Below are 13657 nucleotides of genomic sequence, written 5' to 3'. Positions count from 1 at the left end.
TCAAGCACCAGAAACCCCGGTTTCCTGCGCCTTTGCAATTACATAACCCCTCTTACCGCGCAGCATCGCCCCGTTCAGCCTGCATAAAAGCGCGAATCTCCCGTCGCTCCCTGCCACCAGTCGGGCATTCCTGCGTTCGCTATCGCAGCATGATTGCTTCGCGGGGCTCAGGTGCTATCGGAATGCACGTGTCGAGAATGTTGAAACCACGCGCGCGACTGGGCGGCGCGGCGCTTATGGCGCTCGCGCTCGCTTGTGCAGGATGCGCCGAGACCACGAAGGACGTCGCCAGCGCCCCGGCCCCTGCCGCCGGCGCCGAGACTCCTGTCGTACCCGCGGCCCCCGCATGGTGGCGCGAGGCGGGAGACCCCGTTCTGGCGACACTGATACAGCAGGGCCTCGATACCAGCCCCGAAGTCATCTGCCGGATCGCTTCGCTGCGCCAGTACGATTACCAGACCGAGCACGACGCCAAACGCATCGGCGCCAAGCTGGGGCGGCTGTTCGGCGACAAGAGCGTGAACGCCGACCCGCAGATCAGGACTGAGAAGGTCGACCGGGTATCGGCGCGTCGGGAACGACTCGCGCGGCAGATCGCGCTTGCCTATGTCGAAGTGCGGCGCCTGCAGAAAGACGTCGCGCTGCGCGGTAATCTGCGGGCTCAGTACAAGGATAATGCGGAAGTCGCCCAGTTCCGCCGTGAGGCCGGGCTCGTTCCGGCGATCGACGGATCGCTCGCCCGTTCGCAGGACGAGACCGCGCAGGGTGAACTGGGGTTCGCGCAAGGGCGGCTCGATCAGGCCATTGCCGAACTGGCCCGCCTTGTCGGGGATCAGCCCGATGCCCTTGTCGCGAAGCTCGGCACCCCGGGGACGCTTCCCGATCCTGCGGTAGACCCGCTTGCCTCGGCCGCACCGGAGAACCCGCAACGGGCTGTTCTGGCCGATGCCGTCCTCAGGGAAGCCCGACTGACTCAGGCGCTGGAGGAATCGCGCCGCTCCGTCCGTGACGCGCGTACCGCCTACCGCGAGGGAGCCGGGGCCTTCTCCACGCTTTACGTGACCGAAGCCGCCGCGCTCGCGGTCGAACTCGCGCTGGCTGATGCGCGCGCGGCCCGGGTGACGGCGACCCTCGATCTCTGGTCCGGGCAGGACGGGAGCTGGGCGCGCGAAGGTCTTGCACCGGTCGTTGCACCCGATCCTTCCGCGACAGGCCCCACGATAACGGTGACCGCCGGCTGTGACTGAACACGATACGCATACCCCGCTCGACGCCCTGCTCGGCGCCGCGCCGCGCCGCGTGTTCCGCCATTGGCTGAGCCTGCTGATCCTGGCCATCGCCGCGCTGGGGGCGATGACGTTCTTCGTGCGCTTCGTGAGCGGGGATGACTCCCCGTATTATTCCACCCCGGTCGAGCGCGGGAACCTGACCCCGCTGATCTCCGAACGCGGGCAGATTAGCGGAGCCGGCGAAGTGACGGTCTTCTCCGCCCTGCCCGGCCGCGTGACCTGGGTATCCGGCAAGAGCGACGGCGCGGTCGAACAGGGCGAACTGCTCGCCATGATCGACGCGGGTGAGATCAAGGGCGCGGTGGAAGTCGGCCGCTCGCGCCTGACTGCGGCGCAGGCCGCCCTTGAAGCGGCGCAAGTCACCGCGCAGGACACCGGATCGCGCCTCGCCCGGTTCGAGAGCGTATGGCGTCGTTCGGGCGGCCGCGCGCCCTCGCTCAACGAGATCGAGCGTGCACGTGCCGATGCCCGCCGCGCCGACCTGGGCGTAGAGGCGGCGCGCGCCGAAGTGAAGGCCGCGCAGATCCAGTTCAAGGAAGACGAGACGCGCAAGGCCGGAGCCGAAGTGCGCGCTCCGTTCTCGGGCATACTGACCATGCGCCATGCGCAGCCGGGACAGATGATCGGCGATCACCAGCCGCTGTTCACGATCGCGCAGGGCATCGCACCGCTGACGATCGAGGTGCCGCTCGACACCCACAGGGCAGAGCCGATCAAGGCGGGAACGCTTGCGAATATCCGGCTCGATACCCTGCCCGACGCGCCGCAATCGGCCACGCTGACGCTGATGCGCGTATCTCCGCCGCCGCAGACCACACCGCCGCTCGCCGTCTTCACGATCGAAAAGCCCGGCCCGCAGGTCCGTCCCGGCATGAAGGCCACCGTCGAGATCGAACTGCCCGAACGGCAGAACGTGCTGCTGGTCCCCAATGCCGCGCTGGAATTCGAGCCGGGCGCGCGTGGACCGCAGCGGCGCGAGCGCATCTTCGTGCTCGACGGGGGCGAGCCGCGCCGGGTCTACGTCACCGTCGGCGCCAGCGACGGGAAGCGCACCGAAGTCTTCGCGAACGACCTCAAACCCGGCGATCGCGCGATCATCGGTTGGCGGGACGCGACGGCCGGAGGCGGCCAGTCAGGCGGATGAAAGGTTCCTCCTGCAACAATTGCCGCGTCCGTGCGTATGGGCATTCGACGGAAAATCCGAGGCAACAAGGGTAAGCAGCATTCTGAACGACGACGCGCAGATGTCGCGCCGCACGGCCATGGGGCTGATGGCGGCGCTCGCAGCGGCTAGCGCCCTGCCTGACGGGGTGAAGGCCGCGACGGGCGGTCGTCTCGGTACGCCCGAGCCGTTCTCGTGGGATCGCCTGGTGGCACAGGCCCGCGATCTCGCCCGCAAGCCTTATGCGCCGATCGCCGAATCCATGCGCGCCGCCGCCGACTACGATGCGGCCGGGAAGCTGACTTACGGCGATGCCCCGATGGTCGCGGGCAACGTGCGGCTGTTCCCCGCCGTGCGCGGCACCGCGCCCAAACCAGTGACGATCGCGGTGGTCGAGGGCGGGCAGGCGCGCGCGATCGTCGATACCAGCGATCTGTTCGTCGGCGGTCACAACACCGACGCCGTGGGCTTCCGCGTCATGGACGCGACCGGCCGCAGCGACTGGCTGGCATTTCAGGGCGCGAGCTATTTCCGCTCCTCCGGCGACCGCGACCAGTATGGCCTCTCGGCGCGCGCCATCGCCATCGACACCGGCCTTGCCACCGGCGAGGAGTTTCCCGACTTCACCCGCTTCTGGATCGAGCAGACCGGCGCCGACAGCGTGCGCATCCATGCCCTGCTCGACGGGCCGAGCCTTGCCGGGGCCTACGCCTTCGATTGCCGCAAGACGGCGAACGGGGTGACGCAGGACGTCACTGCGGCGCTGTTCCTGCGCAAGGACGTCAAGCAACTGGGCCTCGGCGCTGCTTCGAGCATGTTCTGGTACGATCAGTCGAGCCCCGCCCGCGCGCGCGGCGACTGGCGGCCGGAAATCCACGATTCGGACGGCCTCGCGATCTGGTCGGGCAATGGCGAGCGGGTCTGGCGGCCGCTGGAAAATCCCGCGGTGGCGCGGCTTCATGCGCTGCGTTCGGATTCGCCAAAGGGCTTCGGCCTGCTCCAGCGTGATCAGGCTTTCGATCACTATCAGGACGACGGCGTATTCTACGACCGTCGCCCCTCGCTCTGGGTCGAGCCCAAGGGAGACTGGGGCGCGGGCGCGGTCGGCCTCTACGAAATGCCGACGAACAGTGAGACGCTCGACAATATCGCGCTGTTCTGGCGTGCGGACCGTCCGGCGAAGGCCGGGCAGCGCCGCGATTTCGCCTATCGACTGACCTGGACGTCCAAGGACCCGACCATCGATGGCGGCTCACGCTGCGTCGATGTCTTCGAAGGCCCCGGCGGCAGTCCGGGTTCGCCGCCGCTGGAAGGTGTGCGCAAGTTCGTGTTCGATTTCTCCGGTCCTGCGCTGGCGGGCCTCGACCGGACCAGCGGCGTCACGCCCGATACCGACTTGCCCAAGGCTGCGATGGTCTCCGCCGTCGCCTATCCGGTGGCGCGCTCGGACGGGCGCTGGCGGGCGATGATCGACGTGCGATCCGCCGCCCTGACCCAGCCCCAGTTCCGACTTTTCCTCAAGCGCGGCAACTCCGCGCTCAGTGAGACCGTTATCAAGGCTCTAGAATCGTGAGTGCGACGCCGATGAACCATTCGCCGATGCTTCCGGCCGAATCGCCCATGGCGATGCCGATCCAGAACTTGTGGGGCAATCCGCCCGGCGCGCGCGAGGTGAAGACCGCGCCGCACGGGATGCTGGTCAAGCGCCTGCTGCTGCTCGCGCTCACTGCCGCCATCGGCCTCGCCGCATCGAGCACGGTGCGCATGGAACTTTCGCGCGACGGGCTCGACTGGGTCGAAGCGCTGCTGCTGGTGTTCTTCGTGCCGCTGTTCTGCTGGATCTCGTTCGGCTTCGTCACCGCGACGATGGGCTTCCTCAAGCTCATCACCGGCGAGCATCCCGGCTTCACCGCGCTGCCCAGCCCGGCTTCCAGCCTGCGCCACAAGACCGCCGTGCTGATGCCGGTCTACAACGAGGGCGTCGAGGAAGTCTTCGCCCGCGTGCGCGCCATGGCCTACTCGATCGCCGAAGCCGGCGGCGCGCCGTGGATCGACTTCTTCGTCCTCAGCGATTCCAACCCCTTCCACGGCAAGCGCGAGGAAGCCGCCTGGCACGAACTGGCCGACCACGCCCCGATCAAGATCTACTACCGCCGCCGCGAGAAGAATATCGCGCGCAAGCCCGGCAACATCGCCGAATGGGTGAAGCGTTTCGGCGGCGCCTACGAGAACATGCTGATCCTCGACGCCGACTCGATGATGAGCGGCGAGACGATCGTGGGCATGGCCTCGATCATGGAGGAGCGCCCCTCGATCGGCCTGCTCCAGACGGTGCCGATGATCACCAACGCGCGAACCCTGTTCCAGCGCTGGATGCAGTTCGCGAGCGAGGCCTACGGCCCGATCGCGAGCGCCGGACTGCTGTGGTGGTCGGGCTCGGAGGCCAACTTCTGGGGCCATAACGCGATCGTGCGCACCCGCGCCTTCGCCGAGGCCTGCGGTCTTCCTGAGCTTCCTGGCAAAGCCCCCTTCGGCGGCCATATCCTCAGCCACGACATGCTCGAATCCGCCCTGCTGCGCCGGCGCGGCTGGGCCGTCCACATGGTCATGATCGGCGGTTCCTACGAGGAATTCCCGCCCACGATCATCGACATGGCGATCCGCGACCGGCGCTGGATGCAGGGCAACCTGCAGCACCTGCAGCTCCTCGGCGCCTCGGGCCTGCACTGGGCGAGCCGCCTGCACCTGCTGATCGGGGCCTCGGCCTACCTCACCTCGCCGGGCTGGCTGCTGCTGATCCTGACGATGATCGGCCAGGTCGCGACGCATGGCGATGGCGGCTTCGTCACCCTCGCCCCGCCAAGCGTGCTGGCGCTGACGGTGATGCTGCTGTTCGGCCCCAAGATCATGGGGCTGATCTGGGTCCTGGCCGACGGCGAGCGGCGCCGCAGCTTCGGCGGCGGCTTCGCGGCCGTCCGCTCGGTCCTGCTGGAGACGGTACTGGCGATGCTGCTCGCGCCGATCACCATGGTGACCCAGACCAAGGCGCTGCTCGGCCTGCTGCTGGGCATCTCGGCGGGCTGGAACACCCAGACCCGCGATGCCCGCCGCATCACCGTGCGCGAGGTGCTGCCCGACTTGCGCGAGCACCTGCTGCTCGGCGCGGGCCTGACGGCGACCGCGTTCCTCGACATGACGACGACGATCTGGCTCTCGCCGATCATCGTCGGCCTGTTCCTCTCGCCCTGGCTGATCAGCCTGTCGTCGAGCGAGAACCTCGGCGACAAGGCGGACGCGGCGAAGGTCTTCCGGGTGCCGGAACCCGGCATCGTCGAGGCCAGCGAAGATCCGCGCAAGGACCCCGACCTCCCCGAAGGTCAGTCGCTGGTCGAAGCCTGAACGAAAAACCGCGCCGCCGCTTCGGGAGCGGACGGGAAGTAGCCATGCATGTAGCTCGCCGTGAGCGAGCCGACGCGATAGAGCGCTTCCCCGTCCCGCCCGTCCGGCGTGCTGGCGCGAGCCTCCGGGACGAGCCCGGTTTCCAGCCGCGAATAATGAAACGTGTGCCCGCGCAAGGTCCCTCCCGGCAGCGCGATGTGCTGCATGCCGAGGGCGGCGAAACGCCGCTGCATCGCGGCGTGCCCCTCCAGCAATCCGAGCAGGTCGGCCCGATTCCCCTCTACGTCCGTCAGCGATGCACAGGCGTAGAGCATGCCCCCGCACTCGGCGAGAATCGGCCTGTCCGCCGCATGATGTGCCCGGATCGCTTCCAGCATCGGCGCATTCGCGGCAAGCGTTTGCAGATACAGTTCCGGGTAGCCTCCGGGGAGCCAGATCGCCTCGCAATCGGGCAATCGCGCGTCATGAAGCGGTGAGAAGAAGGCGAGCTGCGCGCCTGCCCGTTCCAGCCATCGCAAGTTGGCGTGGTAGATGAAGGCGAAAGCCTCGTCCCGCGCGATGGCGATGCGCAGACCCGCCAGATTGGGGCTCTCCTCCGGGACCTCAGGCGCCGGGAAGCTCACCGGCGGCGGCAGGTCCAGCACGGCATCAGGCAGCAGGCTCGCCGCCCGATCCAGTCGCGCGTCGAGATCCGCGACCTCGGCTGCCTGCACCAGCCCGAGGTGCCGCTCGGGCAGCGTCACTCCGGCCTCGCGCGGGAAAGTGCCCAGCCACTTCACCGACGCAGGCACGCCCTGCTCCAGCAATTCCGCGTGCCGCGCGCTGCCGACGCGGTTGGCGATCACCGCATGGACCTCCAGCCCCGGCCGGTAGGTCGCGAGGCCGTGGACCAGGGCGCCGAACGTCTGCGCCATCGCCGATCCATCGACCACCGCCAGCACCGGGAAGCCGAAGCGTTCGGCGAGGTCGGCGGCGCTGGGGTCACCGTCGAACAGGCCCATCGCGCCTTCGACGAGGATCAGGTCGGCCTCGCGCGCCGCTTCGTGCAGGAGGGCGCGGCACTGCGCCTCGCCGCACATGAAAAGGTCGAGCTGAAGGACCGGCGCGCCGCTCGCGACTTCGAGCACCATGGGGTCGAGGAAGTCCGGCCCAACCTTGAAAACGCGCACTCTTCTGCCCGCGTTGCGGTGCCTTCGAGCCAATGCCGCGGTCACCAGCGTCTTGCCCTGACCCGAGGACGGGGCGCTTACCAGGTACGCCGGGCAGGCGGGGGCATCGTCTTGGCGCGGAGTGTCCATCGATCCCGCACCTATGGTTTCCGGCAGGTCGGCGCAAGCATTGGCCTCTTGCGCGGCGCCCCGGCGCACGATACTTGCCGCGCCGCGACAGGTTCCCCGCGAGGGGATTGAAAGGGAACGCGGGTGAAATACCCGGGCTGCCCCTGCAACTGTAAGCGGAGAGCCGTTCTGCCACATGCCATTGGGGGTGCAAGCCCCTGAGAAGGCGGCTGAAATCGGCGATGACCCGTGAGCCAGGAGACCTGCCCGTCGCCGTCGTTCTTCGACCGGACAGGGTGTGCCGGACGAACGGGGGAAGTGCATTCCTCGCGCAACGACAGCCATCGTTCCGGCGGCCTGAGGGGGCTTGCGGGAGGTGTTGCGCTGCCTGTCCGCGCCCACTGTCCCAATATCCTTCACCGGCCGACGGAGCACCGCCGTTCGCATGAAGGAATACAAGTGAAACAGTATCTTACCATTACCACCGCCGCTATCGCACTGCTCGCTTCGGCCTCTCCGGCATTCGCCGACACAGCGGCACCCAACGATACCACAACGGCACCTGGCGACACCGAGAGTACACCAGGCGCGGCCGACAACATCCTCGTCAGCGCGCTTCGCACCCCCGTCGCGATCGAGCGCGTCTCCGCCACCGTGACCGTGCTGGGCGAGCCCGCGATCGTCGCCCTGCAGCCCATCGCCCTGACCGATGCCCTGCTGCGCACCCCCGGCGTCTCGATGTCGCGCAACGGCGGCTATGGCACCACCACTTCACTGCGCATCCGCGGCGCCGATGCGGGCGAGACCGTCATGGTGATCGACGGCATGCGCCTGTCCGACCCTTCGGCGACGGCGGGCGGCTACGGCTTCTCCAACCTGCTGCTCGACGACGTCGACCGGATCGAGATCCTGCGCGGGCCGCAGTCGATCCTGTGGGGCAGCGACGCGACCGGCGGTGTCGTCAACGTGCGCACCCGCCGCCCGGCCGAGCCGCTCGAAGGCAGCTTCGCCGTTGAGGCCGGAACCCATGACACCGTCTCCGCCCGCGCGGGCGTGGGCGGCACTTCGGACCTCATCGACTGGCGCCTCTCCGCCTCGCGTTTCACCACCGACGGTATCTCCGCCCGCGCGAACGGGACCGAGGCCGACGGTTTCCAGCGCAGCGCCGCCAGCGGCACCGTCACGGTGCGCGTCGCCCCCGGCGTCAGCCTCGACTTGCGCGGCTACTGGGCCGACGGGAAGAACGATTTCGACGGCACTTCGGGCGACACCCTCGCTTATGGCACCACGAAGGAATGGTCGGGTTACGCGGGCCTCAACTTCGCGCTGCTGGACGGCAAGCTCGTCAACCGCGTCGCGGTGCTGCAGAACGTCACCGACCGGGAGAACTTCGACCCCACCCGCTCGATCCGCGCCATCACCTTCGACGCGCACGGCCGCCTGCGCCGCTACGAGTACCAGGGCACCTACACCTTCAGCGACGCGATCCAAGCCGTGTTCGGCGCCGAGCGCGAGGAGCAGCGGATGACCACCGCCTCGCCGACGAACTCCGCCGCGCCCTATACGCTGACACCCTACTCGGTGGACATGGACAGCCTCTACGCCGAACTGCGCGTGAGCCCGGTCAAGGGCCTCACCCTCGACGGCGGCGCGCGCTACGATCACCAGTCGCGCTTCGGCGGGCAGACCGTGTGGAGCGCAGGCGCGGCCTATACCCCCAACGAAGGCGCCACGGTGCTGCGCGCCAGCTATGACGAGGGTTTCAAGGCCCCCTCGCTCTACCAGATGTACAGCGCCTACGGCACCGCCGACCTCGCCCCGCAGAAGGCGAAGGGCTGGGAAGTGGGCGCCGAGCAGAACTTCGGCGAGGCGCTGCGCCTCACCGCCACGTGGTTCCAGCGCGACACCGACAACCTGATCGACTTCGCCTACTGCCCGACCAGCGGCACCCTGCCCACCGCCTGTTACATCCCCGGCACCACGACCACGCGCTTCGGCTACTACGCCAACGTCAAGACGGCCAAGGCCAGCGGCCTGGAACTCGCCGCGTCGGCGAAGCTGGGCGTGCTTTTCGCCGAGGGCAACTACAGCTGGACCCGCGCCGAGGACCGTACCGAGGGTTCGTCCACTTACGGCCGCCAGTTACAGCGCGTACCGCGCCACATGGCCAATGCCGAAGCGGGCATCGACCTGCCGCAGGGGCTTCGCGCCAGCGTCGCGGCACGCTACTCGGGCGAGACCTTCAACGCCGCCACCGGCACCGCGAAGCTGGACGGCTACTGGCTGATCGACTTTCGCGCGCAAGTGCGGATCAAGGAGAACCTGATGCTGCAAGGCCGCGTCGAGAACCTGACCGACAAGGACTACCAGACGGCGGCGGGTTATTCCGCACTGGGACGGACGGTCTACGTCGGCGTGCGCAGCCGGTTCTGATGACAAGGAAGGCCAACCCCGAAAAGGCCCACCCCCAGCCCCTCCCGCAAGCGGGAGGGGAGGACCTGCCGGCCGGAACGCGACCGCCTGTGATTGTATCGTCGTCATTCCCGCGAAGGCGGGAACCCATCTCCGGACTTCGCCTCTTGCGACGGCATCAGATGGGTCCCCGCCTTCGCGGGGATGACGGACAGTTTTTCAACCACAGCGGGGTGGGCCTCACCACCAATACCAAGGTGACACCCCCATGCTGACGCCCGTACCTCCCGGCCCTTCGGTGGTCGTCTGCAATACCTGCCGCCACACCGCCGACGCCCGCGAGGACGAGACCGGCCAGCGGGGCGGCGCCCTGCTCGAAGCGGCGATGCGCAGCGTTCAGGCCACCGACCCCGAACTGCAGGGCGTCCAGATCCAGGCCATGCCCTGCCTCTTCGCCTGCAGCCGCCACTGCACCGTCCACATCCGCGCACCGGGCAAAGTCGGCTACGTGCTGGGCGACTTCACGCCGGACGAGGACGCCGCCCGCGCCATCCTCGAATATGCCGCGCGCCATGCCGAAAGCGAGCACGGCCGCGTGCCCTTCAAGGAATGGCCGCAAGGCGTGAAAGGCCACTTCATCACCCGCACGCCCCCGGAAGGCTACGTCTGCACATGACCCGTTTCGCCGATCCCGCCTCCTTCGCCGCTGCCCTCGCCGCGCTGCCCGAAGCCGACGAGGCCAGCCGCACCGCCGCGCTAAACCGTCAGGCCCGCCTCACCAAGCCCACCGGCGCGCTCGGCCGACTGGAGGACATCGCGGTGTTCATGGCCGGGTGGCAGGGCCATGAGCGGCCAGAGGTGGACCCGGTGCAGGCCGTCGTCTTCGCGGGCAACCACGGCGTCACCGCGCAGGGCGTCAGCGCCTATCCGCCGGAGGTCACCGTGCAGATGGTCGCCAACTTCGAGGCGGGCGGCGCGGCGATCAACGCCCTGACGGCGGCGTGCGGCGCGCGGCTTTCGGTGGTGGCGCTCGATCTCGACCGGCCGACCGGCGACATCACCCGCGAGGCGGCGATGAGCGCGGAGGAATGCCTCGACGCCCTGAACCGGGGCGCCGCCGCGCTGGGCGCCGATACCCGGCTGCTGCTGGTGGGCGAGATGGGCATCGGCAACACCACGCCCGCCGCCGCGCTTTGCGCCGCCGTGCTGGGCGGCTCCGCGCAGGACTGGGTCGGACGCGGCACCGGGATCGACGACCTCGGCCTCTCGCGCAAGGCGGTGGCGGTGGAGGCGGCCGTAGCTCTGCATTCCGGCGCCGCCACCGACGCTTTCGAAACGCTGCGCCTTCTTGGCGGGCGCGAGATCGCGGCGATGGCGGGGGCGATCCTCGCCGCGCGGCTGGCGCGGGTGCCGGTGCTGCTCGACGGGTTCATCGCCTCGGCCGCGATCCTGCCGCTGCTGCGGGACAACCCGCGTTTCACCGATCATTGCATCGCCGCACACTGCTCGGCCGAGGCGGGGCATGTGCGGCTGCTGGACAAGCTCGGGCTGGAGCCGCTGCTCCACCTCGGCCTGCGGCTGGGCGAAGGGACCGGCGCGGCGCTGGCGGTGCCGATCGTGCGCGGGGCTCTGGCGACGCACAAACACATGGCGACGTTCGACGAAGCGGCGGTGACCGATAAGGCATGAGCGGCATCGCGCTTCACCTGATGCGCCACGGCGCCCCGGCAAGGCCGGGCCTGCTGCTGGGCCACCGGGACGAGCCCGCATTGCCGTCCGAGACCGCCCGCTGCGTCGCGCGCGCCGAGGGGCTGACGTTCGATCGGGTGATATCCTCCGACCTCTCGCGCACGCACGATCCCGCCGCGCGCATCGCCGCCGCGCGGGGGCTGGAGCACCGCGTCTATCCCGACTGGCGCGAGCTGGATTTCGGCGACTGGACCGGCCTTGCCGCCGCAGAGGTCGACCCTGCCGCCTATGCACGCTTCTGGCAGGACCCCGACGCCCACGCCCCGCCGGGCGGCGAGTGCTGGTCGGCCCTGCGCGCGCGGGTGGAGCGGGCTTTGGCGGGGGTCACGGTGCCGAGCCTCGTGCTGACTCACGGCGGCGCGATGCGCGCGGCTCTGGCGGTACTGTTCCACATGGAGCAGCCGCAAGTCTGGGCCTTCGACCTGCCTTATGCGAGCGTGCTGAGCCTGCGCCTCTGGCCTGGCGAAGGCGCGCAAATCACGGGGTTGTCGTAATGGCCTGCGTGCGTCCTCGTCGTCCCGGACTTGCTTCGGGACCGCTGGCCGTGAACAACCCACCGGGCTGCAGGCGCCCTGCCGAGCGCGCGCGCCTAAAGACAGCCACCGGTCCCGGATCAAGTCCGGGACGACGGGAGTGTGCGCCTTCATGAAGCACCTCGTCCTCGCCCTGCAGTTCCTCACCCGCCTGCCGCTCCCCGCCGTTCAGGCCGACGCGCAGGATTTCGCCAAAGCCATGCGCTGGTTCCCGGTCGCCGGGCTGGCGGTGGGCGTGGCGGTGGCTCTGCCCTGGTGGTTTTTGGGGTGGCTGCTCCAGCCGCGCGATCCGTGGCTGGGCGCTCTGGCCGCGCTTGCCGGTTGGGTGGCGATCACCGGCGCGCTGCATCTCGACGGCCTCGGCGACGTGGCGGACGGTGCGGGAGCCGCCCACGGCGACCGCGCGCGCCTCTCCGCCGTCATGGCCGACCCGCATGTCGGCAGCTTCGCCGTCGTCGCGATCGGCCTGCAACTGCTCGCCAAGCTGGTGCTGCTCCACGCGCTGGCGCCCGCGCAATGGCCCGCGCTGGTCATGGTGCCGGTGCTGGCGCGCATCGCCCCGATCGGCTGGACGCTGTTCCTGCCGCCGCTCCACGCCGGCCTTGGCTCCCGCTTCCGCGAGGGCGTAAGCCGCCTGCACCTGATCGGCTGGAGTCTCGCCGCGATCCTCGCAGCCGTGCTGACCTCGCCCGCGCTGCTGGCGCTGTTCGTCGCCGTGCCGCTCTGGGGCTGGTGGCTGCGCGCGAAGCTCGGCGGCATCTCGGGCGACGGCCACGGCGCCGGGATCGAGCTTGTCGAGACCGCCCTGCTGCTCGCGCTGGTGCTGCTGCCGTGACCCCCGACCTGCTCCACCACGGCGGCCGCCTGGCCGAAGCCGCGCGCCTTTACGGCGGCGATCCGGCGCAGTGGCTGGACCTCTCCACCGGCCTCAATCCCGCGCCGTGGAGCCCGCCCGAAGACTTGCGCATCGACTGGCACGCCCTGCCCGATCCCGAAGCGCTCGCCGCCCTCGAACGGACCGCCGCCCGCCATTTCGGCGCCGAGCCCCGCCACGTCTGCGCCGTCCCCGGCAGCGAGACCGCGCTGCGCCTGCTCGCCGGAATCTTGGACCTGCCCGGCCGCGCGCTGGCCCCCGCCTACCGCACCCATGCCGAGGCCTTCGCCCGCTCCCGTCCGATCACCTTCGCCGCGCCGGCCGAGGGTGCCGAGGCCGTCGTCCTCGCCAACCCCAACAACCCTGACGGCCTGTTGCGCGAACCCGCCGCCGTGCTCGACTGGCACGACGCCATCGCCGCGCAAAGTGGCTGGCTGATCGCCGACGAAGCCTTCGCCGACTGCCACCCGCAAGCCAGCGCCGCCCGCCACGTCGCCGACGACCGCCGCCTCATCGTCCTGCGCTCTTTCGGCAAGTTCTTCGGCCTCGCAGGGCTTCGCCTCGGCTTCGTGATCGCGCCGAGGCACGTGCTGGACCGCCTGCGCGCCCTGACCGGCAGCTGGCCCCTCCACACCGCCGCGCTCGAACTCGGCAGCGCCGCCTATGCCGACGCCGCGTGGATAGAGCGCACCCGCGCCGAACTCCCCGGCCGGGCCGCCGCGCTCGACGCGGTGCTGGAGCGCCACGGCCTGTCCCCGCAAGGCGCCTGCCCGCTGTTCCGCTACCTCTCGGGCGTGGACGCAGGCGCGCTGTTCGAACGGCTGGCCAAGGCTCGCATCCTCACCCGTCCCTTCGCCGAGCGCCCCGACACCCTGCGCCTCGGCGTCCCCGCCGATCCCGCCGCGCTGGACCGCCTCGACCGGGCGCTTGGCAATGGCTGAACCCATCGCCGCCGCCGCGCT

At 69.6% G+C, this 13657-nt stretch carries 11 protein-coding genes and 1 riboswitch; of the genes, 10 read left to right on the top strand and 1 reads right to left on the bottom strand.

The window, feature by feature from the left end; translation table 11 throughout:
- Window positions 1-197 precede the first annotated feature (197 nt).
- The 4 genes from HWN72_RS17005 to mdoH all read left to right on the top strand — a co-directional run bounded on the left by HWN72_RS17005 (window position 198) and on the right by mdoH (window position 5850).
- Window positions 198-1247 (top strand): RND transporter, encoded by a 1050-nt coding sequence (locus HWN72_RS17005; protein WP_248006073.1) that lies wholly within the window; start codon window positions 198-200, stop codon window positions 1245-1247.
- On the top strand, window positions 1240-2433 hold the full coding sequence (locus HWN72_RS17000) for an efflux RND transporter periplasmic adaptor subunit (protein ID WP_211150798.1): 1194 nt from the start codon (window positions 1240-1242) through the stop codon (window positions 2431-2433). Before HWN72_RS17005 ends, HWN72_RS17000 begins: the two co-directional genes overlap by 8 nt.
- A 100-nt stretch (window positions 2434-2533) precedes the next feature.
- Window positions 2534-4024, top strand: a complete 1491-nt coding sequence (locus HWN72_RS16995; protein WP_211150797.1) for a glucan biosynthesis protein — start codon at window positions 2534-2536, stop codon at window positions 4022-4024.
- Between the two features lie 11 nt (window positions 4025-4035).
- Complete coding sequence (gene mdoH / locus HWN72_RS16990) at window positions 4036-5850, top strand: glucans biosynthesis glucosyltransferase MdoH (RefSeq protein WP_248006076.1); 1815 nt, start codon at window positions 4036-4038, stop codon at window positions 5848-5850.
- Here the strand turns inward: mdoH and HWN72_RS16985 are convergent.
- Window positions 5829-7148, bottom strand: coding sequence for a cobyrinate a,c-diamide synthase (locus tag HWN72_RS16985; protein ID WP_211150795.1), 1320 nt, complete (start codon window positions 7146-7148; stop codon window positions 5829-5831). The genes mdoH and HWN72_RS16985 overlap by 22 nt on opposite strands.
- A gap of 72 nt (window positions 7149-7220) precedes the next feature.
- Window positions 7221-7413: riboswitch (cobalamin riboswitch) on the top strand.
- 173 nt (window positions 7414-7586) lie between these two features.
- Between HWN72_RS16985 and HWN72_RS16980 the strand changes: the two genes are divergently transcribed.
- From HWN72_RS16980 to HWN72_RS16955, 6 genes are all read left to right on the top strand, one after another.
- Window positions 7587-9560: a TonB-dependent receptor gene (locus HWN72_RS16980; RefSeq protein WP_211150794.1), complete on the top strand. Its 1974-nt coding sequence runs from the start codon at window positions 7587-7589 to the stop codon at window positions 9558-9560.
- Between the two features lie 247 nt (window positions 9561-9807).
- On the top strand, window positions 9808-10215 hold the full coding sequence (locus tag HWN72_RS16975) for a DUF1636 domain-containing protein (RefSeq protein ID WP_036525401.1): 408 nt from the start codon (window positions 9808-9810) through the stop codon (window positions 10213-10215).
- A complete protein-coding gene (cobT, locus tag HWN72_RS16970) occupies window positions 10212-11228 on the top strand; it encodes a nicotinate-nucleotide--dimethylbenzimidazole phosphoribosyltransferase (protein ID WP_211150793.1) in 1017 nt (338 codons plus the stop codon). Before HWN72_RS16975 ends, cobT begins: the two co-directional genes overlap by 4 nt.
- Window positions 11225-11782: a histidine phosphatase family protein gene (locus HWN72_RS16965; RefSeq protein ID WP_211150792.1), complete on the top strand. Its 558-nt coding sequence runs from the start codon at window positions 11225-11227 to the stop codon at window positions 11780-11782. The genes cobT and HWN72_RS16965 overlap by 4 nt, the downstream gene beginning before the upstream one ends.
- Window positions 11783-11933: 151 nt before the next feature.
- A complete protein-coding gene (locus HWN72_RS16960; protein ID WP_211150791.1) occupies window positions 11934-12656 on the top strand; it encodes an adenosylcobinamide-GDP ribazoletransferase in 723 nt (240 codons plus the stop codon).
- On the top strand, window positions 12653-13636 hold the full coding sequence (locus HWN72_RS16955; protein ID WP_211150790.1) for a threonine-phosphate decarboxylase: 984 nt from the start codon (window positions 12653-12655) through the stop codon (window positions 13634-13636). Before HWN72_RS16960 ends, HWN72_RS16955 begins: the two co-directional genes overlap by 4 nt.
- Window positions 13637-13657 lie beyond the last annotated feature (21 nt).

Origin of the sequence: Novosphingobium sp. HR1a, assembly GCF_015594425.1 — a bacterium.
Classification (GTDB): Bacteria; Pseudomonadota; Alphaproteobacteria; order Sphingomonadales; family Sphingomonadaceae; genus Novosphingobium; species Novosphingobium resinovorum_A.
The sequence above is the reverse complement of the archived record's forward strand: the minus strand, read 5'-3'. Positions and strand labels throughout refer to the sequence as shown.

Excerpts from the sequence above, each read along its gene's own strand:
- mdoH (WP_248006076.1), top strand. The coding sequence starts at position 4,036 with ATGAACCATTCGCCGATGCTTCCGGCCGAATCGCCCATGGCGATGCCG.
- HWN72_RS16975 (WP_036525401.1), top strand. The coding sequence starts at position 9,808 with ATGCTGACGCCCGTACCTCCCGGCCCTTCGGTGGTCGTCTGCAATACC.
- HWN72_RS16960 (WP_211150791.1), top strand. The coding sequence starts at position 11,934 with ATGAAGCACCTCGTCCTCGCCCTGCAGTTCCTCACCCGCCTGCCGCTC.
- HWN72_RS17005 (WP_248006073.1), top strand. The coding sequence starts at position 198 with ATGTTGAAACCACGCGCGCGACTGGGCGGCGCGGCGCTTATGGCGCTC.
- cobT (WP_211150793.1), top strand. The coding sequence starts at position 10,212 with ATGACCCGTTTCGCCGATCCCGCCTCCTTCGCCGCTGCCCTCGCCGCG.
- HWN72_RS16985 (WP_211150795.1), bottom strand. The coding sequence starts at position 7,148 with ATGGACACTCCGCGCCAAGACGATGCCCCCGCCTGCCCGGCGTACCTG.
- HWN72_RS16965 (WP_211150792.1), top strand. The coding sequence starts at position 11,225 with ATGAGCGGCATCGCGCTTCACCTGATGCGCCACGGCGCCCCGGCAAGG.
- HWN72_RS16995 (WP_211150797.1), top strand. The coding sequence starts at position 2,534 with ATGTCGCGCCGCACGGCCATGGGGCTGATGGCGGCGCTCGCAGCGGCT.